Here is a 24,510-nt window from a genome sequence, read left to right on the forward strand (position 1 = left end):
ACTCGTATTTTTCTCGCGACGCAGTGCAAGGTGAATTGGGGTGGAGGTCCGCCTTTAGGCGGTGTATCTGTATGGCTCATTCGCCTGCCTTCGGTAAGCTCCTTCGCAGTCAGGCTGGATATCATTCTGTGCATGCGGTGCCACGTGATTATTTTCTACTTTTCACGACCTTCGCGGGAATGCCGACTGCGATGGACATCGGAGGAATGTCTTTGGTCACGACAGAGCCGCCGCCAATGACGCTTCCGTGGCCGATGGTAATGCCTCCAGTTAGATTTACGCGTCCGCCGATCCAGACGTCGTCAGCGATCGTGATCGGGGCGTGGCTGAGGCCTTGGTCGTGGATAGCTTGATGTGGATCGGAGAAGTTGTGATTGGCGGCGATCATCATGCCGTGGGAAGCAATACGTACTTTGTCGCCAATGGTAACTTGGCCGGTGGGGGACTCGATACTTCCGTAGCCAGTGATAATTGTGTAGGGCTGCACCGAGCAGTGGTCACCAAAACGAACGTTGCCTTGAATGATGGCACCGTCAGCAACGACGCAATTTTCTCCGAAGTGGATCGCACCGTTACGCGGACTGATTTTCGCGCCTGGGTGGATGCGGGTGCTCTTGGGCAACGTGACATTGCGGTGGCGTAGGGCCAAGCGACGTCCGCACCAATACAGTAAGCGTTCGCGCCAGTTACTGGGGGCAGTGGGGTGACTCATGCCCCCGTCCAATAGATTCCAGAGGCTCATGATTCACTCATTACCTTTGCACGTTCCGGGCTGAGTGCGGTCTCGGGGGATTGGCCGGCTGTGAAGCGTTCCAGTTCATCGGCTACATATTTCCAACGCTCCTCAAATTCACGTGGTGCGTTGGCGCGGTGCGGTGCGATCAGGTAGCGGTCGTTCTTGCGTAGCGGACTATCGTCTTCGAGAGGTTCATTTTCGAAGACGTCGAGCGCCAGATAGATGTTCTTGCGTTCGGCGACTTCGATCATTTCTGCCTGATGAACCATTTTGCCACGTGCGATATTGATGAATAGCGCTTCCTCGGCCATCGCTTCGAAATGCTGCGCGCGAATCATGTGGTGCGTCTGGGGATTATAACCGCCGGCTAAGATGATGACTTCGCACTCAGCAAAGACCGATTCCAGTGATACTGCCTTTTGGTAGCCAGCTGCTTGCAAGTCCGCCTCGCTTGCGTGTTGCGAGTGTATTTGAATGTTCGGAGTGAAGTTTTTGAATAGTTCCGCGATGCCTTGGCCGATCCAACCGAATCCGATCACACCGACTTTGCGATTGTGTAGGATACGAGTGCGGCCGAATTTTGCCCGCGGCCAAGCTTCGCCGCTGCGCATGTAGTGGTGGTAGTTGGAGATTTGTGTGAGTGCACTAAGGGCTAAGCCCAAAGTGTATTCAGCCATGGGGCGAATGCGAGTTGGCCCCGTATGGATCACGCAGATTCCTTTCTCTAAGGCATAGAGTTCATCGATGTTTTGACGCACACCTCCGTAGGTACTACCGATCAGTTTTAACTGCGGCAGCGCATCGATGACCGCTTGAGTCACCAGCATTTGAGCCGTGTAGGGGACGATGATCATTTCCGCGCCTTCAGCGGCCGCCAATAGTTTCTCGGGGCTGTCGGCTTCGGGAGCTTCGATGATTTCGCCTAGCGGCTCAATGCGCTGTCGTGCTTCAGGGTCTGCGATGTTGCAGGCAAATAAAATTTTCATTAGGATTCAATGCTCGGTGCTTGGAGTTCGACGAGAGTGGCAAAATCATCCGGCAAGCTATTGCATAGGACTCGATCGCCAGTATGGTTAAAGACGGGATGGTGGCAAACGCGCAGCGGATTGCGGCCGGATGCTTCGGAGGCGCCGACGAATTTAGGCAGTGCGACACTTTGTATTGTTTGGCCGCTTTGCCTCGAAATGAATACGACATTGCCGCCGCTTGCGCTGCCTTCGTCGGTCACGATTAAGTCGTGGTTGGCGGGACTGGTCGAGGGGTGTCCGCCGCTGGCATGCGCACAAATCTTGCGATAGCCAGTGCCATCGTAACGAATCTCGGCTAGGCAGATTTTACTGGAATCATCCGGGTCCGGGCCGTAGCCAATCAGGTGTTCGTCGTCGGCTTGCCAAGCCCAGTGCACGCCGCGTCGATCGAAGCTTAGGTCGATGGCCATGTGGATGTTTTTTAAGTCACGGTCGGCTGTAAAGATGGACGTGATCTTGGGCTCCTGGCGCGATCGATCCACGCAATGGTTACCAAAGAAGAATAAGCAGCGTGTGCCGCTGCGATTCCAGCGAACACAATAGGTCATCAAAGTGAGCCCCTCGTCCGGGCCTAACCGCGCCTGGATGGCTTGGTCGGCTTGCAGGATTTGATCCCGTAGCGGGTGTTGTTCCAAAATCGCCTGGGTGCTGAGTATCAATTCAGTTTGCTGCGCTTGGAAATCGATTTTTGAGATACCGTGTTTTGTTCTCGCTTGAAAGGGGACACGGCACAATTCCGGATTATATGAATGGCCCCCATAACCAGCGGCATACAGCATGCCATGGTCGCAGGAGATTGCGGGCTCGCCGCAGGGGGGGATGCCTTCGATGTCGCCATCGACTTCGATCGACTCGCCCGTCTCCAGATGGTAGCGAGTGGTGCGCGGAGCTTCCAGGCTGCCGCTTTGGAAGTAGATCATTTTAGAGTCCGGTGACCAACTTTGCCAGAGGCCCGTGTGCCAGAAACTCGGCTGGATCGGCACAGCACCTATGCGTTGCAGCTGCTCCCCTTGGGCTGACAAAACAATGACTTCAGCCACATTTTGTTCCAAGTCCGCCCCCGCGATCAGGATGCGACCTGAACCGTCCGGGGCATAAGGACAGAGGCTATAGTAGGCGTGAACACACCAGCGTTGGGGTACCGGAAACATTGTATATTCAGGTTTATCGGCCCATCCAGCCGCCGTCGACGAGCAGGGTGGTGCCGTGGACGTATTGGGCGGCGTCCGAAGCGAGAAAGACGGCGGGCCCTTTGAAGTCTTCGGGTGTGCCCCAGCGACCGGCGGGGATGCGTTCCAGAATTTGGCGGCTGCGGGTTTGGTCATTGCGCAGGGCTTCGGTGTTGTCGGTGGCGATGTATCCCGGAGCGATGGCGTTAACGTTGACGCCCTTGCCGGCCCATTCATTTGCTAAGGCTTTGGTTAGTTGGCCGATGGCCCCCTTGCTGGCAGCGTACCCCGGTACGGTGATGCCGCCTTGAAAAGTCAGCAGGGAGGCGGTGAAGATGATTTTACCCTGGCCACGAGCCACCATTTCCTTGCCGATTTCTCGACTTAAAATGAACTGTGCGCTCTGGTTGATTTCAATCACTTGATCCCAATATTCATCGGAGTGTTCGACTGCGGGCTGACGGAGGATGGTGCCCGCATTGTTGACTAGAATATCAATTTTCGGGTGATCCGCTTTGACCTGCGCGATGAATGCCTTGAGTGCGGCACGGTCGCCAAAGTCGCAAGTGTAGGCGCTGAATGCACGGCCTAGTGCTGTGACGCGCTTTTCGACTTCGCTACCGGACTGTTCCAAACTGGCGCTAACGCCGATTATATTGGCGCCTGCTTCGGCAAGTGCTTCAGCGATGGCGAGGCCAATGCCGCGCTTGCAGCCCGTGACGAGGGCAGTTTTTCCAGTGAGATCGAAGGAGTTTTGTACGTTCATGAGAGGTATTTTAAAGGATCAATATGGCCTTAGCTTTTGAGCAAAGGTTGGAGTTTTTGAGCGAGATTGTGAGCCATCAAAGCTTGGCCGCTACGGGTGGGATGTAGCAAATCGGCAGAGAGTAGCGTGTAGTCGTTCAAGATTTCGGTGCCCTCGAATAAGTGTAGCTTGGGATCTTGCGCGTCGGCGACGAGTGTTCGTAAGGTGTTATCGAATGCAGCCTGACGCTCTGCGCTCTCATTGCCGGGATGGTTGGTATAATGCTGGTTATTCGTGAAACAGGTAATCAGCGCGATCGGAGTTTGTGGGTTGGCTTCACGCAAGCGGGCAACGAGATTGTGGGCGCGCTTACTGAATACTTCGTTGGTGAAACTGCCGCGCATGTTTACGCCGAGCTCGGCGGTGATGACGTCGACTTTCTTCTCAGCTGCGAACTCGGCCAAGTAATCGGCCGCGGCCGCGTCGGCATGGCAGGAACCCGACAGCCCTTTGCCATAGACATTACAATGGAGCAGACGCGCGGCGTGAAAAGGGTAGCCTTCGAGCGAGGAATGTGTGATGGACGATCCATAGGCCAACCAATGAATGCGAGGCGTTTCCTCAGCGGTCGGTACGCGTATGTCAGCGCCAAAGCTGTCAATGCGGTGTAGCGAGCAGTTCCCTCGTCCGAAAACGATACGCCAAACGTCGGGTGCGAAGCCTCCGGAGTGAAGCACGTCGGCCTGCGAGCGGCTAAAAGCTTCGGGTGTGTCCAGTAGCAGCGGTGTGGGTATGCCAACGCTTAAGCGATGACGTCCAATTTCAAAAGAGCCGCGGTAAATCGAAATTTCAGTGCCGAAGTTTTCGCAGCTGAGTGTCACGCGCAGTGAAGGCGCTGCACTCACGAAGCGGATTTCGGCACCACAGGAGTCCATACCAAGCATGCGGGCGCGGTCGTTTAGTTGATGCCGCACGGCTTCCGGATAGCGCGCGATCTGGTAGCTGCCATCGCTTCTGGCTTCTGCGTGTGCGTTGTGAAATTCGATGGAGTCGATGGGGATGTCTGGAGTCATAACTATGATTGGCAATCGATTAAAATTTTCATGGCGTTAGGACTGCTGTCAAGGTTTTCGAAGGCCGCTTGAATTTGATCCAATGGTTCCACGCGTGTGATCATTTTGTCCAAAGGTAATGCTTTTTCTGCGATCAATTGTAATGCTTGCTCATAGTCCTCCGGCTCATACACACGCGCGCCACAAAGTTTGAGCTCTTTCCAGAAAAACTGGAACAAGTTTAATTCAACCGGCTGCGGGTAAATTGCGACCACCACGATGCGGCCACGAATCGCGAGCACATCGGTCATTGAAGCGGCGGCGGCTTTGGCACCGGAAACCTCAAAGACGATATCTGCGCCAGCACCGTCGCTGCGTTCGCGGCAGAGTTCGGCCAGGTCGGTTTCGATCGGGCTGACCGCTTCGAAGCCGAGCTCGCGCGCAAAGGAGAGTCGGTTTTGGTTGACCTCGGACAGAATGACACGGGCCCCCGCTGCACGAGCCACCATCGCGACCAGCATGCCAATGGGGCCGCCTCCGATGACGACAGCTAGTTCACCAGACTGCACTTCGCCCAGGCGCACGTCGTGGCAAGCCACTGCCAGTGGCTCGGTCAGTGCCGCCAATTGTAGGTCGACTCCTTGAGGAGCCTTGTGGACGGCAAAGGCCGGCACGGTCCAGGAGTTTTGAAAAGCACCCGGTGAGTCGATTCCGATGAACTTTAAGTCACGACAGATGTGGCTATGGCCACGGTCGGCGGCGGTTTCCGCGCGATTGTCGAGCGGGCGCACCACGACGGGATCGCCGATCGCAAAGCCTTCCACATTTGAGCCTAACTCTGCGACGGTGCCCGACATCTCGTGGCCGATCACTTGCGGTGGCTTGACTCGTGCGTCCATCGCGCCGTGGTAAATGTGCGTATCCGTTCCGCAAATACCAACATAGGCGACGTTGAGGCGAATTTCATCCGGGCCCGGCGTGACCGGATCCACGGATTGAATGCGGAATGTTTGATTACCTTCGTAGAGGGCTGCTTTCATAATTTGTAGCGTTGATTGCTCGGGTAGTCGCGAATGGTGCTAACTTCGGGCTTTGAATGATGTTTCGTAAAATTGGGGCGATTAAGTAGCTACGTGCTTTAGCCGCAGTTCCGAGTGTCATTGCGGGAATTGGACGACCGTGGGCTGAAGCACTGCGCTACAATGGAGTCTGATTAAGTTCGTGTCAGTTGCCAGTTTCCTTGTTCTTGAGAAATGTGATAGCGGGTGTTGGAGACGGTTTCACAGAGTGTGAAGCCTTCGGCATCCACTGTGCCGGATAGTTTCCAGTTGATCTTTGCACCTGGGCTTTCCAGGGCAGTGCCGGTTTCGTCGCAGCGCAGGTGCCAGCCTGTAATGGGGCCATAGCTGTCTAAGCAGATCGCATGTGTGACGGTGCGTTTGAGTGCGGGTTCGGCTTCACTCCATGTGATGAGTTGCCCGCTGTTAGCCTTGCCCTCGCCGAGTTGATTCGGGAGCGGGTGGTAGGCGTCGTGCACATAGGAGGCAACGGGGCTTTGCATTTTATGGCCTCCGAGATGAAAGAGCTTCATGCCTGCATTAGCGCGGCGTGCGACTAAGCGGTCGGGGTGCACCGGCTTTAGCTCGAGTGCATCGTCGCGATTATTGAGTAGCCAGTTCCAGTGAGTGCGCACTGGACGGCTGGCTTCGATGTGATCGACGACGAAGAGCGCATGGCTGCCGCATTGAAACCAGAAGCGCGTGAACTGCTGGATCGGGTCGCCATAGAGCGCGCCAACTTCAGATGCGACCACAGAAACTTCACCCTCGCGGGCGACCAATAAGCGCTCGCCACCGCGAGTTACGAGCGGACCAGCTTTTTTCGTTTTCGGGTCATATTGACGGCGCAACCACTTGGACTGCACGATACTATTGCCTGCTTCGCTGAAGGTGCAGGTGTTATGCGTATTGGTGGCAGTTTCGATGCCGTGCACTAGTCCGCGGTAGCAGCTGTGGCCAGGGTCGACTAGCAAGCGTTCATTATTATGCACGAGAATAAAACTATTCAAATCTCCGTGCAAGTGACCCGGCGCGTGGAGTCCTTGGTCCGCACCGTGGATGGCCAGCACCGTGCGGCCGCCACGCGAGGCCCAGTCGTCGCGCACCAGTACATCGCCGCAGCTGTAGGCATCCGTGAGCGGAAGCTCCGCTGCTTCCGGGCTGATCGGGGCACAGGCTTGCGCGAACAGTGGCAGCGTGAGAAAGCCAAAATCGTTGATGAAGCCGAAGCTGGCTTGATCGTGCGGGCCTTGTTGAAAAGTGGGCAGATAGAGCGTATCAAACAACCAGCGCGCCAGCCCAGCTTCTGTGGGGTGGCTCTCTTTGGCGCGGGCGGCTACGTGCAAGAGAAAGTCACCGGAGGCGCGATACATGGCTGCGCTGTCATTGAAATTCGCGCTGCGTGGGCGCGGGTGGATGCCCCAGCCTTGTAGCGGTTTTTTGTAAAAGAGCGAAGCCACGTCCCAGCGCGGCTTTTTAACATAAGGATCGAGCGGTAGCTCGGCATCCAGGTTCGGGCTGTGGCGCACGATGGCCTCGCGAGCCAACATCAAAGTATAGCCGGTGTAGTTGCCATACTGTAGTGACTCCGAGTAACTGCCGTCTTTTTGAAAGACTTCGATGTCACGTTGAAAGCCTGCGGTGGCTTCTTCGAGTGCTTCGCGATCGTCGAGCACCGCCGCGGCTGTTGCGACCCCCGCATTGAGCACGCAGCGCCAGTTGTTTAAATGCGTGGCTTTGTCGATCCAGCGTTGGCAAAGAGCGATGCCTTTTTCGCGGAGTGCGCTGCGAATTTCGTCTAGTTCGCTGGGCTCAAACAGGTCGGCCGCTAAGTCCAGCACCACGGCCACGCTCCAAGTCAGGTGTGCGGTTTCCAAGTGCCCGATCGGAGGCTGAGCTTTCTGATCGCGAAAGGGCGGGCCAACCCAATCAGAGACCGGGCGACGCACAATTTCCAAGGTGCAACTGCGTAACCAGCATCCCAGTGCCTCCGATGGCTTGAGCGCGTGCACCATGGCCGCGTCGGTTAAGTATTCGGACGCACAATGCCACCAGTGCACTGTCGTTTGGGCATCGATCAGGCCAGGAGTGCTGGCTCGTTTTTCGACACGACTGATCAGTGCCCAGTAAATAGAGGAGAGCGGGTCCTCGTGACGGAGCTGGTGGAATGCAGCGCGTTCGCTGTCGCTTAAAAATAGAGGCATTGTGCGGGGTGGCAGCGGGTTTATTTCTTCAGAAAAGTAAAGGACTCGAAGCTGACTTCATGCATCACTACATGTGTAGGGAGTGAGAAGACAAATTCGATCACTTCGGCGACATCGGAGGCCTGCATAAACTTTTCACGCGGCACAGGACGGTCGCCCCAGAAGCCATCGGTATCGACGGGGCCCGGTTTGAAATTGGTGACGCGCACATTTTTAGACATCGCTTGTAGGCCCAGACCTTGACCCAACATCGCGGCCGCTGCTTTGGCGGCACAGTAAACCGGCGCATTGGGATTGGCGCGTGAAGCCGCTTGTGAGCTGACAAAAGTCAACATTGGATCGCGCTCAGGCTGGGTGATGGGCAAGTAGTATTTCGCGGAGAGGAAGAGGCCCTTCAGATTGACGTCCACGATTTGGTCGTAGTCGCTCAAATCCATGTCAGTGACGGGGGCGGCAATCGACATGCCCGGCAGATAGAGCAGAATGTCGGCATGACCAAAGCTGTCGCTGACCGATTTGTAGAAGCTCGCGACCGACGCCTCGTCGATGACGTCGAGCGCTTGCGCACTCACTGTGCCGGCACCCGCTGCACGTGCGCTATCGGCTAAGCTGTCGAGTGCGGATTGATTACGGCCGCCTAGGGCTAGGTTGGCGCCATGCTTGGCAAGTTTAGATACGACGGCTTGGCCGATGCCACCTGTTGCGCCGATTAGGACGATAGTCTTGTCTTTAAGTGTATTCATAAAAGTATTACGTTTTGCTGTGTTTTGTATTGAGGAGGCCTAGTTTAGAAGTAGCCGCCGCGCTCCACGATTTCGACTGCGGACATGCCTTCTTTGATCCATTGCTTGAGCTCGGACTCCCCGTTGGCGAGCTCTTCCGCGCGGATGAGAATGTCGACTGCCATTTGACGCGGCACACAGAGCGCGCCGTCGATGTCGGCAAAAATGAGGTCGCCGGGGCGAACGATGACATCACCCATTTGGATTGGAGTTTGCCAAGCGCTGATGCGGAAACGGCCCAGCATGCCATTGGAGCTGCGGTAGCGAACCCAGAGCGGGAAGCCCAAGTCGATGACCTGATCGGTGTCGCGCACGCCACCATCGACGACCGCACCACGGCAGTTCTTACGTTGTGCCGCCATGGTCATGCATTCGCCCCAGTGTGCGGAATCGCGATCCAGGGAGGTGTCCCAGACGATGAAAGAATCCTCCGGAATGTCGTCGAGCATGCGGGCTCGTTCGGCCATCTCGTTTTTCAAGGTCAGATTCTTGGCGCCCTTAATGGTAAAGGCAAATCCAGCTGAACGCATGCGTTCACGTAGCGGCACCAGGCCGTTGGGCAAGGTTTGATTGGTTAAGCGCTTCTCGCGCAGCGCGTCGTTGACGGCTGCGGTGAAGACCTTCTCGTAGCGATCGCATATCTCCTTTTCCGGCAGCGATAAGGGGGCATTGGGATCGATCTCGCGATCGGCTTCTAATTCGTCCAAGTTCATAATGTCTTACAGTTTGATAGTTTGTATGCCGTTGGCGTAAGCTTGCGCATAGGTGAAGATCACCGGGCCATAAGCATGTCCGTCGTCGATTTTATGGCGGTGTTGCATATAGTCCTCTTTTGTGCCTTGATTGGGACTGAGGCAGCCAATGCAAGTATTGTGCACCGCGCCATCGACCGCGATGTAGCTGAGGTAGCCCTTCAATCCACGGTCAAAAGCTTCCTGATACGAGGCATCCAGTATGCCGTCGGCCAAACCAACGCCGATGCCGTGCAAGAGTAGGCCCGAACCAGAGGTCTCGATATAGGATTCCGGCGCGGTCATTTCCTGGTGCCAGAGGCCGTTTTCCGGATTTTGATACTTGAGGCAGGCGTCGACAAATTCGACATACATCTTTTCCACCGCCGGGCGATCGGGATGCTGCTTAGGCATCGCTTCAATCAGTGCCGCGAGCCCGTGCATGGCCCAGCCATTACCGCGCGACCAATGGTCGTCGGTGCGATGCCCCGGACCGCGGAAATTGACAGCTTGGTTGACCAAGCCGGTTTCCGGCACATAGAGCGCTTCGATTAAGAGGCGGGTTTCCGTCCATGCCTGATGGATCAAGTCATCACGTTCCAGCTTGAGGCCGCAATAGAGTAGGAAGGGAGTGACGGCGAAAACGACGTCGATCCAGATCTTCTCGCTGGGTGTATCCTTGGGGTGACAGAGGGCGCCGTTTTTATCACGCGGCGCATCGTTTAATAATTCTTCGATGAAGGGCTCAAAAGTCGAGGCATCGGCTTCCGGCAGCGCATCCTTCCACCAGAGATAGGCCGCACCACTGCCGCCGCATTTGTAGCACTCAAAGTTGCAAAAATTAAATTCTGCTTCACCGCGCAAGAAGGGGCGGAATTGTAACTGCGCTTCCTCCAGCAGCTGCGCGCGCACTTCCGGCGACTCCGCAGACAGCGCTAGACGAGCCAAGCCGTTGAGCGTCAGGATGCCGGTGTAGTGGGCAAAAGGTTTGAGTGCCTTGGCACGCAGGTAGGCCGATTGGGCCAAAGCAAAGGTATCTATCGTGGGGTGAGTTATCATGATGACTATTAAATCATTTTTAGACTCAGCTGGCTATAGGCCTATTTGACTTTGTTTGCACTATTTTGACTTGCTGGCAGTGCGATGCTTGTTTTAGATGGCGATGGCGATGCCCTCATGGGGCTGCAGTTTTATCTATGAGTTACTCTTGGCACCCTGTTGAAAACCTCGGCCACCCATTCTTAATGGTGGATGAAGCTACCTTTGTCATCCCCAAGGGCGGCGAGGTGCGGCTCAAAAAGAATCACTTTAAATTTTTATTTATTTTAGAAGGCTCGATCGAGCACGAGATCGAAGGCCTTGAAGGGCGGAAGTATTTATCGAGTGGTGATATACTGGTCGCGCCCGTGGTGGAGGAGCATGTGTATCTGAATCCGACTCCCAACCATGCGCAGCATTTACATCTGGTGCGCTTGTTCCTCGATGCGGAGCACCTCGAGAAACATGCCCGTCGGCGGGTGCGTAAGCCCGAAGTGAATTTTACGGACTTCATTGTGCATCACTTTGAATCGGTGGTGCAATTGACTGGTGGCATTGATACCGAGATCACGGATCTATTAGTCGATTTGCGACGTGAGACAGATCAACAATCACTGGGATATCGGCACCGTGTGCGTTCTATTTGCACGGATTTGATTGTGGCGGTGGCTCGTAAGTTGACGGATACCAAAAACGAGGAGATGGCTGATCCGAATGCGATGACCTCGGGGCTGGTCACGGGGGTGAAGGAATATATTTTAAAGCACCTCGCGGACGACATGACCTTGGGCGAAATCGCCTGGCACGTGGGGAAGGGGGAAGAACACCTCGCTCGCGTCTTTAAACGTGAAACCGGGCAAACCGTTTTTGACTATGTGCGAGAGGCGCGGGTGAATCGTGCCCGAACCTTGATCTTGGATCCTGCCTTAAGCTTGAGTGAAATCGCCAGTCGTTGCGGCTTTCATTCCTTGTCCTTTTTTAGTCGCACCTTTCGCAAAGTGACCGGCATGTCGCCCACGGGCTACCGCCGACATATGGCCGCGGTGTTGACACCGGGTGGGTGAAGCAATCTGTAGCTGGTATGAATGCTGTCAGCTGCGGGGCCGTCTGAGCGGCGACGCCACGATATCGGATAGGCGCTGTGTCTGTTTGCGGGCGCCTGCGTTAGTACTGGGAAATGCGTTACGAGTAACGCAGTCAGATGCTTGGCTCCAGCGCTTTTTATCTAATATATTCTCCTCCGAGTTCATTGCGTTGTGCTTTGAGCTAATACCCAAAACGAAACCAAACTAAAAAAATGAAAATACCCCAATACTCTAAATTATTTTGTGCTGTGCTCGCGACAATGACCCCTGCCTTGCTTGCTTCTTCATTCGGTCAGACGAATGTTGCCTATAGCGATGCTGAGCGTATGAACAAACAAGGCTCTGGTGATTGGGCGTATGATGGAGGGAGTGATTCTGCATTCAATGTTGGTGATTCTAGTACGGCTGGAAGGACGTTTGAGACCGCGGTATTGATTAATATCTCATCGTTTGATGCTGAAATTGCGGCGGCCTCGTCGATTTCGTTCAATATTGCATATAGTGATGTCCTCGGGGCAGGGCAGGATGTGACGGCCTATGTTTTTGGAACGGATGCCACCGCACTTAGCGGCACTAACTCGATTGGTCCCATTAGTTTTCACAATAGTGGTGTCGGGGGCAGCAGTGCGGGGACGATTCTGGCGGGCAATTTTTCTGCACCAGGTGTTGCGACTTATGATGTGACGACGATTGTCCAAGGGTTGACTGCCTTTGATAGTGTAGGGATTTTGTTAACTGCCAATGCGACTCAATCTGGTTCAGCTGATGATATCGTGTTTTACCGTGAGAATACACTGGGCAGTCAGCTTAATGGAGGCGCTTATTTGACCATAGTTCCCGAACCCGGCACCTTTGCACTGCTTGCTGGCTTAACTGGTTTAGCTTGTGTGATGATGCGGCGCCGCAGCTAATTTACACCCGTGCGTTCTGCGCATTTTTTCAAACCCCCTAAAAGGGCTCCTATAAGGGAGCCCTTTTTTTGAGTGCTTCGGTTGACTATGAGAGGTCTTTCTGATTGCACATTGCATGAGTCCTTATACCTGCATTTATGTCGGCTCGGAGTAGTGGAGGATTTGTCCGACGTTTTCCAGTTGCTGTGCCAGCGCGGTGTAGTCGATTGCTTGCACGGCGGCTTGTTGGTCGAGCAGCATGTCGGCGGCAATGGCGGCGCTTTCACCCAGAGCCATGAAGACCGGTTCCATGCGGATGGAGCCAAAGGCGATGTGTGACGCGGACAGACAGACGGGCACGAAGAGGTTGTCGCATTCACCCTGTGCCGGGGTGATCGAACGGTAACTGATTCCGTAGGGAGCTTTCGGTTTGAGTTGGACATCGCCCTCGTTGTAGACGCGCCCGTCTTTGACGAAGCGCTGGCAGTTGTGACTGTCCATCGCGTAGGAGCCCATCGCGATTGGATCTTCGGGTTGGCGGATGTGTTGGGTGTCTTTTTCGGTCAGTACGTAGTCGCTGACCATGCGCCGTGCTTCGCGCACGTAGAGTTGATGCGGCCAATGTCCTGTCTCGGGAAACTCATCTTTGGGCAGGCCGAAGCGTGCGTAGCCCTTGCGGTAAACCTCCGGAATCGACGAGTCATTGGCCATGAACCAGAAGTGCCCCATGATGTAGTCGACGTGTTCCTGGAACATGCACTCCCGCTGCGCGTAGCTGGCTTCCGGCCAGGCGTAATTAGCACCAATGAAGTCGGTGGACACCGGGCCGTGGTTATTGGTGTCGGTCTTGAGGAAGCCGTTCGGTGTGCGCGCATCCATCACATCGAACTTGCGGAGGATGGAGTCCGGATCGGGAAGGTCGTTGTTCTTTTTATTGGGGAGGTGTGCGTTGTAATCGTCTGTGTCGGTATTGAACCAGCGGCGGGCGAGTTCGTGGTCGAGCTCGCGAAAGCCCTCCGGCTTGACCCAGTCGACTTTCAAATCGGGGTCGTCGGTCATGCAAACGCGGAAATTGTAGGCTTGGATGCGGTGGTCGCCCGAGCCTTCCGGATCGGGTTCGGCTTCGTTGACCCACGGTAAAACCCCGCTGCTCGGATCGCCCTCGACCACATAGGGATCCACCGGATGGCTGAATTGGTGTTTCGGCCGCACTTGCACGCCGTTGATGGTTTCCCCATGGACACTATTGGCCTCGCGCCCGACGGCGTAGCTCACGCCCGCCTTGGCCAGCAGGTCGCCTTCATAAGTGCAGTCCATAAAGTAGCGCCCGCTCGCACTCAGGCCGCCCAGCATCTCGATGCCTTGGATGCGCTGGCCTTCTAGTTTGACCTTGGCCAGGAATTGCTTGTGCAGGACCGTGATGTTTTCGTGCTCTGCGTATCCGTCGATGACTGCTTGCGCCGCCTTCGGCTCGAAAGTCCAGGCCGTTCCCTCAAAACCGTAATAGGCACCCAAGTCATCGTAAAACTGCCGGGACATGCCGCCGATCACGCCCTTCTTGCCAAAGTCCGTCCAGCCGAGGCCGCTGGTCGTCATGCCGCCCAGCACAATCGCCGGATTGAGAATGAGCACCGAACGCCCCCGCTCGGCCAGCGCCTTGGCGGCGATCACGCCGGCGGCGGTGCCGCCGTAGATGACGACGTCGGCATGGAGTGTGCGGTCTGTGGTCTCGATCCAGTCCGGCTGGAAGTAGTGGGCTTTCTGATTTTTTTGCATTGTGTGTGTCCGTTTGTCTTGGGGGGAATTAGCGTTCGTAAGGTGATTTGCAGCACTCAGCGTATCTCTTCAAATGTTTTCTGATGAGAATATTCGTGCTGATGTCTAATTTTATCTCAGAGCTGTGTTTGTCGACCGAATGTCCGAAATAGTAAACAAAAAGCGCAAATTCGAAAACTGTAGGCGCTTGTCGCTTGATGGATCCCATGTAACTCTATCACACGTAAAACATCGCACAGCTACTCGAGTGTATCACTCATGTAGCTGTGCGGATACTCACTTCACCCCTATAAAGATTAGACACACTGCTATGAATCACATCCTTACATATCAAAAGCTCTTTGGTTTGCTCGCCATCACTGCGAGCAGCCTGTCACTGAATGGCCAAACGACCATCTTTAACGACACATTTGACGTTGGCACGAGTCCTACGGTCGGTGACGATGCGGGGGATCCCAATGATACCGCATGGACAACCGCGAATGATGTGAGCATTAGTGTGGATACTGGAAACCAGCTCGGTTCGGGGAACTCTCTGGATGGGAACGTCTCGGGTTCTTTGAACTTAACCTCAACCATCTTCTCGACGCAAACGCTCAGTTCCGTAGGGGATTCCTTGAGCATTTCGTTTGATTATGCATACCAAGCTTCTGCGGGGAATACAGAGTACATTCCAGCTTTTGGTCTGTATGATTCTTCAATTGACGAAGGTTACTATGGTCGGTTGGATAATACGTCGCTACGCATCTTCCAAGAGGACGATTCGGCATCGGGTTACCTTGCGGGATCCGACTCAACATCAGACCTCGTAACTGTATTTGCGAGCAACTACAGTTACGGAGGGCAGGAAGTGCGCTTCGGACTGACCCTGACTCGCACTGCGATTGATGAAGTGACGATCGCCATGTCGATCGTCGATCCCGTCGATTCGGGAAATAATGTCAGCTTCAGCGGAGTCGATTCGACTGGTGCATTAATCGCCTTTGATACGTTTGCCCTTCGCTCGCGTTCGACGGATTTCTATATGGACAACGTCACTCTAGAATATACCGCCGTACCCGAGCCGGGCGCATTCGCATTGATTGCAGGCTCACTCGCCTTGTTTGCGATTATGATACGTCGCCGTCAATAAGACATTGGCACTTGCTGGTTTTGGATGCGGCAATGTGCGCATCTCGACGAGATACCAGTCACTTTCAGCCGCGATCACCATGATCGCGGCTTTTTACGTCTTTTCTCCTTCACTCGGTCTGCTTTGGGATTCAGATCTTCTGATTGGTCTCTTGTTGATTGCTGTTTAACTTGTCTTGGAAGATTATTGGAATAGACATGAAGCATGGGCGATAAAAATAGCCAACTGAAGATTCCGCTCACCGATTGGGCGAGCCTCACATGCGCCCTGATTTGGATCTATGACTCCAGAGTGCCGAGTGCTGCTTATCGGCGCAATATTGCGTCGGGCCAAGAGAGTGTGGCTTGGTTTGTGCGTCAAGGCGAGGCGACTGTGAGGACGGCTAAGCAAGAGTGGAGAGTTCGGCCGGGTGAATGGTTTTTTCTGCCGGAGACGGACTATTGGCAGGACTTCACGCAGGATTTCGAAATTTTGTCTATTCGCTTCAAAGCCGCCTGGGTGACCGGTACTCCGATTTTTCATCACCGGGATGGCATCCGGCTCAAGGGGGAGGATTACCCGCAGTTGGAGAACAAGGCGACCCCGTTGCGCCGTGCCTTTGCGAAGCATTTCCCTAATCAAGGGCGGAATCTTCGTGCCGCATCGGCTGCTCCGGGACTGTACTTTAAACTGCAGCGCAGTTTGATGTCATGGCTCCATGTCTATGCGGAAACGCTATTGGCCGAAGGGCGGGTGCCTACGCGCCTGAGTCCTACCGATCCACGGATGTTGACCGTGGCGCGTTACTTGGAGAACTGGCCTTTGAGGGAAGCCTTGAATGAAGATGAATTGGCTGGGCAGATGAATCTCAGTACGCGTCAACTCTCCCGGCTTTATCTGAATGACTTTGGAAAAACCCCGATCCGTTACTTCAATGACCGTAAGTTACTTTCGGCTAAAAGCGCTTTGGAGGGGCAGGAAAATACGGTCAAAGAAATCGCGTTCGAGCACGGGTTTAAATCTCTCTCGCATTTTTCGACTTGGTTTCGCAAGCAGTGTGGCCAGTCGCCCAGGGACTACCGGAAGGCACATTAGAAACTGTGCGGGAGGCGCGGGTGAACCGTGCCCGAACTTTGATCTTGGATCCTGCCCTGAGCTTGAGTGAAATCGCCAGTCGTTGCGGCTTTCATTCGTTGTCCTTTTTTAGTCGCAGCCCCTAGCTAGGTTCGCGGCTTATACCTATTCGAAAAAAGTTTGGTCCTAATAGATATGTCTTTTGTAACCTCGGTTCTCGGAACCGGGGCGATGCCGATCGCCCCCCGACTGTGTCCTGCATAGCCGAAGGCGACGCATGGAAACAGAGTTTCGAGGCTACGCAAAGGCCATGCTTATAGATCATATATTCTTAGAATTGGTATTATTGGTCGAGTCGTATATCTGCTTGGTTGAATTGCTTAAATGAGGCGGATGTACGAAAGCCATTGATTTCTCGCGGTGTTTCGAAGTGGATAGAGTGAATGCTTTCATTCATTGTTTCGTAACGATCGCTTTCAATATTGTGTTACATCCTGATAAAACCCTTCCCCAGCAAAGCTTGCAAGAGCTCCTAAATCGCGCGCCACAAACGCATCCTCGCATCTTTTTTTCTGCAAATGAGGAGGTGCAGTTGCGTGAAAAAATCGAACAAGATTCTTTATTACGTCCAGTCTATGCATTGATGCTGAAGAATGCCGAATTGATGCTGAATGAGCCGCTGCTGAAGTATCAAAAAGAAGGGCGACGCTTGCTGGATGTTTCGCGCATGGCCCTCTTGCGTATGTTAAATTGGTGTCTTGCTTATCGCTTGTCAGGGGAGGCGCGCTATGCGGATCGAGCAGAAGCGGAGTTGCTGGTGATGTGTGCTTTTAGCGATTGGAATCCAGGGCACTTTCTTGATGTAGCTGAGATGACGACTGCAGTGGGGATTGGATATGATTGGCTTTACCCCTGCCTAAATCCGGAATCGCGTTGTCTCATTCGAGAGGCCATCGTTGAAAAGGGGCTCAAACCATCATTTGAGGGTGAGCCGTGGTGGGTCCAAGCGAATAATAACTGGAATCAGGTTTGCCATGGTGGCCTAGTTGTAGGGGCGTTGGCAATATTCGAAGATGAGCCAGAACTGGCGACACGCACCATTCAACGTGCCCTAGATAATATTCACCATAGTATGGAAGCTTATGCGCCCGATGGGAATTACCCCGAAGGTGCGAGCTATTGGAGCTACGGCACCAGCTACAATTTAATGTTAATCGATTCCTTGCAGACTGTACTGGGCAGCGACTTCCACTTGCCGCAGGCGCCTGGCTTTATGGAGTCGGCCGAGTATTTCCTACATGTAGCCGGGCCCAGTGGTTTGTATTATAACTATTCCGACGCTCGGTGTGTGCCAAACCTTGCCCCAGAAGTTTTCTGGTTTGCGGCACGCGCCAAGGATACTGGTTTACTCTGGCGTGAGGCCTCTCGCATGCGTGAGGCTTTGAGAGCCGCGGAGAATCCATTCGCCCAAAGTCGATTATTGCCGATGCTGTTTGTTTGGAGTCCACCCTTGGGCGAGATTCATGCACCTGTTCAATGCTCCTGGCGGGGGGACGGTCATACTCCGGTCGCAATGCATCGTAGTCACTGGAATGATCCCGATGCGCTCTTTCTCGGGTTTAAGGGAGGCTCGCCAAGTGCGAACCATGCCCATATGGATATCGGTGGCTTTGTTATGGAAGCCGATGGCGTGCGCTGGGCCTGCGACTTGGAGAGGCAGGATTATCACGAATTGGAGCATCAAGGAATTCAAATTTTCAACAAGGTGCAGCGCTGGAAAATCTTTCGCATTAATAACTTTAGTCACAATGTGCTGACTGTGGATGGGCAATTGCAAGAGTTGGAAGGCTTTGCGCCGATTACTCAGCATCGATCCGAGGGGAAGCTGCCGCATACTATCGTTGATCTAAGCGAGATCTATGCAGGTCAATTAGCCCAAGCGCGGCGCGGCGCTGGCATACATGCCGACGGCTATGTGTTGATTCGCGATGAATTGCAGGCGCTGGACAAGGTGACTTCTGTGCGCTGGGGCATGGTCACTTTTGCGGATGTTTGTATTGAGAGCGGAGGCCAGGCGAGCTTGCGGCAAGACGGCAAAGTCCTGACCCTACAGCTCGATAGCTCTGTGGAGGCCGAATTGGAGGTCTGCGACATTGAGCGGCCGCCCAATGATTTTGAAGCCAGCAATCCCGGCGCCAAGATGATTGCGTTTACCGTGAAGCTTGCACCCCATGCGAAAGTTGATTTTACCGTGAGCTTGATTCCGGGCAAAGCAAGCGAGCCGAAGTCTTCACTGGGAGCTTTAGCTGACTGGTCGAGCCTTTAAGCAAGCTGGGAAGGGCGATTTGGTTTAATTAGTCTCTCTCATCGGGGGGGGCGCCGATGCTACGCTTGTGTCGCATCCGAAGTAAATGGGATAAGTGCTTGCGATTATTTTGCAAGAATGCGCTGGATTTCGGCGGCGACATTGCCACCGATTTCGATCATGCCGGCTGGCGAGGGGTGGGTGAGGTCGCTGGTCATGCCTGTTGCATGTGTGAGTAAGTTGCGAGCGTCTATGAAGTGTAGATTCGGTGCGTCGAGACCGGCGACGATGCTTTTGACGTGTTCGCGGATTTCTTGAGCGCGCCCTTGGTAGCTATGGGTGACATCATCACGGCAAGGGAAGACGCCAATGCAAAAGGTCGGTTTGTCAGCGTGGGCTGCGCTGAATTTTTGGATCAGTGTTTCAATGCGTTGATTGGTTAGTTCCGTTTCCAAACCGAGCATGTTGATTCCCGTCTCCAGGATCGCTAGGTCGAAGTCTTTACGTTGGCAGAGGTAGTCCGTCATTTCGGGCTCACAGTGACAACCGCCACCGAAGCCAAGATTAATAAAGTCGGCACCCAAAATATGGGCGCAGCGTCCAGCCCAAGTTTCGCGTGAGTTGATCGCGCCAGAGCCATGGGTAATCGAAGAGCCGTAGTTTAGAATGCGCTTCCTTGGCAGGTCGCTCGCTAGGGCCGGTGAAATGTCGCCATCAATTTCGACGGCTGAGATACTGGCGTGAGTGGGCAGTAAAATGCGCACTAGGCGCGGGTTGAAGTGCGTATTGGGTCCGGTTGCGCGTTCTAGCATTTCGTAGTCCGGCGCTTCGATCTCATATTCGATTGGAGTGCCCACTGTGATCGGCAGGTAAGTGCGGCTAAAATCACCGAATAGAACCTGTGCCAAGCCGCCACCGTGATGTGTCGCCAACACCTCGCAGGCGCGGATGCGAATCGTAGCTGTGGGGCCGTTCAAACGAAAGCGTAGTTCACAGCCTGTGCTGTTGAGTGCGCGCTGTTTGGCGTTGTCATTCAGGCAAATGCGGAGCGATTCCGGTATGCGACTGATGACGGTTTCACCCTTTTCAGGATGAGTGACGAGTTCTGCGATGTTGTGGGTCGAGGCCGCTTCGGGGAGTTTCATACGGGTGTACCTTGTCGAATCCCGTCATTTAGTGAAGTCAATTTTCTGGGGATGAGTCACTTTGTATCGATGATGACGCCATTGCTTCGGATCTCGTGCTCACAGGAATCTTATAGTTGTATGATAAGCCAAACCGGTGGCTTGAGTTTATATTTGATTATTTTCCAGCGCTTGCAAATTAAGTCGGATTACTAAATCTTTTCCCCAGCTAGGCTTGAGTGAAAGTCTATTTGTGAGCTCTAGATTCTCCCACATACCCTTATGATGCCCAACGAAGATTCAGTCTATCCGCACCCGGGCGGATTTCATACCGTCAGTCAACTATCTGCCGCGCGCAGTCAAATCGCCGCTGGTGAACCACTACGAGTGGCCGCTTTTGAGGCACTGCTTGAGCAGGCCCGGCAAGCGTTGCAGTGGATCGCCAATCCGCAGGAAAGCTTTACCGTGCCCGGCTTTTATCGTGATGCTGCGGGGCACAATGCGGCTAAGAAGCAACTCTCTGATGATGTGTGGGCTGCCTATGCCTGTGCCATTGCGTATCAGTTGTCGGAGGGCGCGGCGCGCAAAGAGTATGCCGATCAAAGCGCTGCGATTTTGACGGCTTGGGCGCGTCAAAATCGAGGCACTTGTGGTGATGACGGCGACCTGGCGATGGCTTACGTCGGCATCGGCTTTGTTTTGGCGGCAGAGCTCTTGTTGGACTACGAAGGCTGGCAGCCTGAGGATCTGAGCGCAGTCAAGCAGTGGGTACGTGCAGTGTATTTACAATCCTGTCTAAATATTGTCGAACGTAAAAATAATTGGGGAGATTGGGGGCTGGTCGGCTCGATGGCTTCGCACTATTTGCTGGAGGAACGCTCCGCACTCGAAGTCGATGTGGAACGGCTGCGTGGGAAAATTGATCATGCGATCGCTGCAGATGGGCACATGCCATTGGAAGTGAAGCGTGGCAAAAACAGTTTGTGGTATACATATTTTGCTTTGTCGCCACTCACGACTGCGTGTGAGATCGCTCGTAATGTCAGTGGGGTTGACCTCTTTGTTTATAAAGGAAAAGACGGTGCCGGGATCGAAGAGGCATTGGATTACTTTATCCATTACTGTCGTGAGCCCAAAGCGTGGCCGCATTATCGCGAGGCCGATCTGCGCATACCTACCCCACAAGGCTATCCGGGAAATTTATTTGACGCGATGTCTGCAATCTATGGTAAAGAAGTCTACGGCGAGTGGGTCGAGGCGAGTCGCCCGATTATGATGTATGATCACCATTACACTTGGTCGGTGCCTACTTTACTGCCTCCCATGTCACGAGTTGCGCAGTGATTTAAGCGACTTCCTTTGATCTTGCTGAGGCTGCTATTCACACAGAACTGAGCGATGAGTTATGAATAGCAACGAATCTCGTAAACGCAGGCGACTGGGTCGCCATTGGTGGCGGTGACAAGTATGCGCAGGCGACGGGTCGTGATGGCTTGCGGTAGCAAGTGCTTACGCTGACGCTGATAGTTGTCGTTGACTTGGAGTGCGGTGTGCCAGCCGTCTTTAGATTCAAATTGAATGGTATAGTCTTTTACCGTTTGTGGGTCGCGCCAAAAAGGAGGCTCAGTATGTACTTCGGCTAGCAGGTGCCCGGCGAAGCTGATTTCCACGGTCTTGATTGTCTGTGCGTTGTCCCAATCAAGTTGAATCCATGCGGGGAGTCCTGCTACAGAATCGCTGCGCCAGCAATTCGTCGCGCTTTGCGGGCGACAGACGCCGCTCAAGATTTGCTCCGGTTGATAGCAGCATTGAGCGGGGCTAAGCTGGAGTGCAAAGCCGTAGCGCAAGTCCCGCAGGCGTGTCGGCGAAATCGTCTCTTGTCCATAATGCCCAGGCTGAATCGAGGCGACTTTATGCCAACGTAGCGTCTCTGCGCCGGCTAGTGTCTCAATTCGATAACTGCCGGCTATTAGGTGCGTTAACTTGCAGTGCCACTCGCACCACTGCTTTGCGCCAGCAGGTATCAACAGTGTTGTGCTGGCAATGACTTCGCTACCACCTTGGCGATAATCCCAAATGCCTGCCGTGCGCACCAGACGGATGGACAGTTTACTGTCTTTTGCGGCAGTGAGCTGTAGGCGAATAGAATCTAAAGCTCCGCTGAGGTAGCAATGCTGAGCATGCATTTTTTCCAGACTTGGGCCGCATGGATCTGCATGGGGGTGGTATAGCGGGCCAGCCGTTGCTTGAGGATCGTCTGCGGATTGTCCGTGGAATTTTGCAGAGGAACTGGCCGAGACGGTTGCTTGGGTGGCGAGGTCTTCGGCGTCGTTATTCTTGAAGTTAGGCAAGAAAACACCATTGCGAAGTAGCGTTTGCTGGATCGACTGAATGTGTGCGCCCCCTTGAGCGGCGTCTTTCTCTAAGCTGGCGAAGTCCAAGCCACGCTTTTTCATAATAGCAGCTGCCGTTCCAACGGCTTGACCCATTATAGAAGTGGTGCCCATTACGCGTACCGTGCCTAGGGCGGCTCGTGAGGTGCTGATGCAACGCCCCGCGAGAAACAGGTTGTCCACGTCCTTTGCCATGAGGCTACGCAGTGGGAATCCATAAGGGCCGATATAACTAAGTGCGGCGTATTCGCTATCCACCCGATAGCCTTCGGCCGCTGCGGGTTCGGAGCTGTCTGCGAGTAAACCACCGGTCGTATGTAGGTCGAGGAACCAGCCACCGTGGCCGACTTCGTCGGGAAATGCGCGTCGTTCTGCTAGCTCGTTTTCGGTGATCCAATGGCGGCCCAGCACACGGCGACTCTCTCGTTTGCCTGGCACCTGACCGACAAAATCCAAGGCATAGTTGGCGCAAATCCTTTTCATCACAGGATCGCGGTTTTTCATCCAGTCCCAGACGCCTAAAGCATGGCGAGTGAGTTGATGGCGAATTTCCTCATTGTCGTGGATCGTATGCCAGGGCACACCAATTTCGATCCACCAATAGCCACCATTCGGATCGCTTGGGCGTCGACCTTGTTCGTAAAAGAAGGAAGCATCCTCATGCTTGACTGCCCATTCCGGCGCGGAGTAGGGCGCGGGGGCACCGATGTTCTTTGCGCGAATATGAATTGAATTACCCATGGTATCCGTCGAGGGCTCGAGCGGGGCATGTGTCTCATTGAATTCTGCCTTTGATTCGCAGCCCATTCGCCACTCGCAGCCAGCTCGATCCGCGACGTATGCATCGCCCGTGGCGTCTAGAAAGTAGTTCGCTCTTAGGCAAAGCTCAAGCTCTGCGGAGAGGGTGTGGGCGATGAGCCCCGCGATGCGTCGGGACTTGTTGCAGGCCGGACGATGGTAGTATCCATGTCGGGTGTGGGGTTCTTGTTCTACCTGCTCACCGTCATGCATCAGTACCTGTGTCACTGGCGTATTTAAATGTAGGCTTAGGTTTTTCTCACGGGTGCAGAAATCATAGAGCACCATGTCGAAGGCGGAATTTGTCCAACCGTTTTCATTGATCGGTTCGTGGTTACGCGCGCGCTCTTCGCTCAGTATTTCGCTGATGATTCCGCTTTCACGAGCGTAAGAGTGGTGTTGAGCTGCACCGTGAACAGTGACACGCATTTCTGATGACGCGACGCCCCCCAGCACCGGGCGCTCATGTACCAAGCAAGTTTTGAGTCCGCCACGGGCAGCGGCAATCGCGGCGCAGACACCAGCGAGCCCACCGCCGGCAACAACTAGGTCGTAGGATTCTTCGATACGTTTCATGATAAACTTGTTAGTGTTGTGATTAGCTGATTCGCAGTCTCGTTTAGGTGCTTCATCGCCGCTGGAATGCGGAATTTGTTTCCGTCGCAGGCCAGCGCCAGTAGTGGTTGTTGGGGTACCGTAAGCAGGCGCGCCATTTGGCGACTATTGGGCGCATTCCATGCATCCAGACGTAGCACGTCGTCTTGCAAGGCGTCAGAAGCCGCTTGCAAACACTCCTTCGGACTCGCCGGTACCTTCGAGGTCGGGCGCTCCCATCCATAGCGCCGCTTTGATGCTTCGAGGGCATCGATTGCTTTCGCTTGAGGTAATTCCAACAATAAGCGCAAGGCGACGACTGAGAGGTGGAGTGGGAATTTCATCGTCCCGGCTTGCACAGGCTCGCCGCCAGGAGCGCAACGTTGCAAATAAATGATCTGTTCGCGAAACAGTCCCGCTAGCGAGGTCTGTAATTCTAATTGCGTCGACAGTGATTTGATGGCGGCTGCACTATGGATGCAGAGAGGATGGTGTCTCGCCGCAGACCCAGCGAGCGCGAGTAGACCTAGATCCGGGGCGAAACTATGGTAGCTCGGCTTTCGCACGTAACCTGCATCGATCAGCACGCGCAATGTGCGCGAGACATTCGAAGTATGCAGTCCTACTTTCTGGGAAATCTCTGTCGCTGATAATGGATCCGGCGACTCCGAGAGTAGCCGTAAAATGTCGAGTGCATGAGCTAGCATGGGTGGTTTTATACATTGCGATATTCGCAATGTAAATCCTCAACTTTGCGTATATTGCAAAGTTGAGGAGGGCGCACCTTGTCATTCTGGAGCGAGGCCCCAAGTCTTTT

General features: G+C 54.2%; 21 protein-coding genes. 7 read left to right on the forward strand and 14 right to left on the reverse strand.

Annotation, left to right across the window (positions count from 1 at the left end; all coding sequences use genetic code 11):
- Positions 1 to 148: 148 nt before the first annotated feature.
- The 10 genes from QEH52_RS13685 to QEH52_RS13730 all read right to left on the reverse strand — a co-directional run bounded on the left by QEH52_RS13685 (position 149) and on the right by QEH52_RS13730 (position 10,564).
- The gene (locus QEH52_RS13685) at positions 149 to 742 is read right to left on the reverse strand and encodes an acyltransferase (RefSeq protein WP_308951193.1); all 594 of its coding nucleotides are present in this window, start codon (positions 740 to 742) and stop codon (positions 149 to 151) included.
- Complete coding sequence (locus QEH52_RS13690; RefSeq protein ID WP_308951194.1) at positions 739 to 1,722, reverse strand: NAD(P)-dependent oxidoreductase; 984 nt, start codon at positions 1,720 to 1,722, stop codon at positions 739 to 741. Before QEH52_RS13690 ends, QEH52_RS13685 begins: the two co-directional genes overlap by 4 nt.
- On the reverse strand, positions 1,722 to 2,915 hold the full coding sequence (locus QEH52_RS13695) for a TolB-like translocation protein (protein ID WP_308951195.1): 1,194 nt from the start codon (positions 2,913 to 2,915) through the stop codon (positions 1,722 to 1,724). The genes QEH52_RS13690 and QEH52_RS13695 overlap by 1 nt, the downstream gene beginning before the upstream one ends.
- 13 nt (positions 2,916 to 2,928) lie before the next feature.
- Positions 2,929 to 3,699, reverse strand: a complete 771-nt coding sequence (locus tag QEH52_RS13700; protein ID WP_308951196.1) for an SDR family oxidoreductase — start codon at positions 3,697 to 3,699, stop codon at positions 2,929 to 2,931.
- Between the two features lie 29 nt (positions 3,700 to 3,728).
- Complete coding sequence (locus QEH52_RS13705) at positions 3,729 to 4,751, reverse strand: SGNH/GDSL hydrolase family protein (protein ID WP_308951197.1); 1,023 nt, start codon at positions 4,749 to 4,751, stop codon at positions 3,729 to 3,731.
- Positions 4,752 to 4,753: 2 nt separating this feature from the next.
- Positions 4,754 to 5,770: a zinc-dependent alcohol dehydrogenase gene (locus QEH52_RS13710; RefSeq protein ID WP_308951198.1), complete on the reverse strand. Its 1,017-nt coding sequence runs from the start codon at positions 5,768 to 5,770 to the stop codon at positions 4,754 to 4,756.
- 173 nt (positions 5,771 to 5,943) lie between these two features.
- Positions 5,944 to 7,992 (reverse strand): heparinase II/III domain-containing protein, encoded by a 2,049-nt coding sequence (locus QEH52_RS13715; RefSeq protein ID WP_308951199.1) that lies wholly within the window; start codon positions 7,990 to 7,992, stop codon positions 5,944 to 5,946.
- A 20-nt stretch (positions 7,993 to 8,012) separates the two neighbouring features.
- Positions 8,013 to 8,735 (reverse strand): SDR family oxidoreductase, encoded by a 723-nt coding sequence (locus QEH52_RS13720; protein WP_308951200.1) that lies wholly within the window; start codon positions 8,733 to 8,735, stop codon positions 8,013 to 8,015.
- Between the two features lie 44 nt (positions 8,736 to 8,779).
- Positions 8,780 to 9,487, reverse strand: coding sequence for an RraA family protein (locus QEH52_RS13725; protein WP_308951201.1), 708 nt, complete (start codon positions 9,485 to 9,487; stop codon positions 8,780 to 8,782).
- A 6-nt stretch (positions 9,488 to 9,493) separates the two neighbouring features.
- Complete coding sequence (locus QEH52_RS13730; protein ID WP_308951202.1) at positions 9,494 to 10,564, reverse strand: glycoside hydrolase family 88 protein; 1,071 nt, start codon at positions 10,562 to 10,564, stop codon at positions 9,494 to 9,496.
- Between the two features lie 137 nt (positions 10,565 to 10,701).
- On the opposite strand from QEH52_RS13730, the gene QEH52_RS13735 reads away from it, so the two are divergent.
- Positions 10,702 to 11,607: an AraC family transcriptional regulator gene (locus tag QEH52_RS13735; RefSeq protein WP_308951203.1), complete on the forward strand. Its 906-nt coding sequence runs from the start codon at positions 10,702 to 10,704 to the stop codon at positions 11,605 to 11,607.
- 233 nt (positions 11,608 to 11,840) lie between these two features.
- The gene (locus QEH52_RS13740; RefSeq protein ID WP_308951204.1) at positions 11,841 to 12,539 is read left to right on the forward strand and encodes a PEP-CTERM sorting domain-containing protein; all 699 of its coding nucleotides are present in this window, start codon (positions 11,841 to 11,843) and stop codon (positions 12,537 to 12,539) included.
- A gap of 135 nt (positions 12,540 to 12,674) precedes the next feature.
- Here QEH52_RS13740 and QEH52_RS13745 read toward each other — a convergent pair whose 3' ends face one another.
- The gene (locus QEH52_RS13745) at positions 12,675 to 14,294 is read right to left on the reverse strand and encodes an FAD-dependent oxidoreductase (RefSeq protein WP_308951205.1); all 1,620 of its coding nucleotides are present in this window, start codon (positions 14,292 to 14,294) and stop codon (positions 12,675 to 12,677) included.
- A gap of 310 nt (positions 14,295 to 14,604) precedes the next feature.
- Here QEH52_RS13745 and QEH52_RS13750 point away from each other — a divergent pair, with 310 nt between their 5' ends.
- The 4 genes from QEH52_RS13750 (at position 14,605) to QEH52_RS13760 (ending at position 18,805) form a co-directional block, all read left to right on the forward strand.
- Positions 14,605 to 15,426, forward strand: coding sequence for a PEP-CTERM sorting domain-containing protein (locus tag QEH52_RS13750; RefSeq protein ID WP_308951206.1), 822 nt, complete (start codon positions 14,605 to 14,607; stop codon positions 15,424 to 15,426).
- Positions 15,427 to 15,630: 204 nt separating this feature from the next.
- Positions 15,631 to 16,500 (forward strand): helix-turn-helix domain-containing protein, encoded by an 870-nt coding sequence (locus tag QEH52_RS13755; protein WP_308951207.1) that lies wholly within the window; start codon positions 15,631 to 15,633, stop codon positions 16,498 to 16,500.
- Between the two features lie 5 nt (positions 16,501 to 16,505).
- Positions 16,506 to 16,625 carry a helix-turn-helix domain-containing protein gene (locus QEH52_RS20560; protein WP_345785475.1) on the forward strand — a complete coding sequence of 40 codons (120 nt, stop codon included), beginning with the start codon at positions 16,506 to 16,508 and terminating at the stop codon, positions 16,623 to 16,625.
- A gap of 338 nt (positions 16,626 to 16,963) precedes the next feature.
- Positions 16,964 to 18,805, forward strand: a complete 1,842-nt coding sequence (locus QEH52_RS13760) for a DUF4962 domain-containing protein (RefSeq protein WP_308951208.1) — start codon at positions 16,964 to 16,966, stop codon at positions 18,803 to 18,805.
- A 104-nt stretch (positions 18,806 to 18,909) separates the two neighbouring features.
- Here the strand turns inward: QEH52_RS13760 and QEH52_RS13765 are convergent, their stop codons facing one another.
- Positions 18,910 to 19,929: a GDSL-type esterase/lipase family protein gene (locus QEH52_RS13765; RefSeq protein WP_308951209.1), complete on the reverse strand. Its 1,020-nt coding sequence runs from the start codon at positions 19,927 to 19,929 to the stop codon at positions 18,910 to 18,912.
- A 261-nt stretch (positions 19,930 to 20,190) separates the two neighbouring features.
- Between QEH52_RS13765 and QEH52_RS13770 the strand changes: the two genes are divergently transcribed.
- Complete coding sequence (locus tag QEH52_RS13770; RefSeq protein ID WP_308951210.1) at positions 20,191 to 21,252, forward strand: alginate lyase family protein; 1,062 nt, start codon at positions 20,191 to 20,193, stop codon at positions 21,250 to 21,252.
- 59 nt (positions 21,253 to 21,311) lie between these two features.
- Here QEH52_RS13770 and QEH52_RS13775 read toward each other — a convergent pair whose 3' ends face one another.
- Complete coding sequence (locus QEH52_RS13775; protein WP_308951211.1) at positions 21,312 to 23,675, reverse strand: FAD-dependent oxidoreductase; 2,364 nt, start codon at positions 23,673 to 23,675, stop codon at positions 21,312 to 21,314.
- Complete coding sequence (locus tag QEH52_RS13780; RefSeq protein WP_308951212.1) at positions 23,672 to 24,400, reverse strand: helix-turn-helix domain-containing protein; 729 nt, start codon at positions 24,398 to 24,400, stop codon at positions 23,672 to 23,674. Before QEH52_RS13780 ends, QEH52_RS13775 begins: the two co-directional genes overlap by 4 nt.
- Between the last annotated feature and the right edge of the window lie 110 nt (positions 24,401 to 24,510).

This window comes from Thalassobacterium maritimum (assembly GCF_031127805.1).
Taxonomy (GTDB): Bacteria; Verrucomicrobiota; Verrucomicrobiia; order Opitutales; family Coraliomargaritaceae; genus Thalassobacterium; species Thalassobacterium maritimum.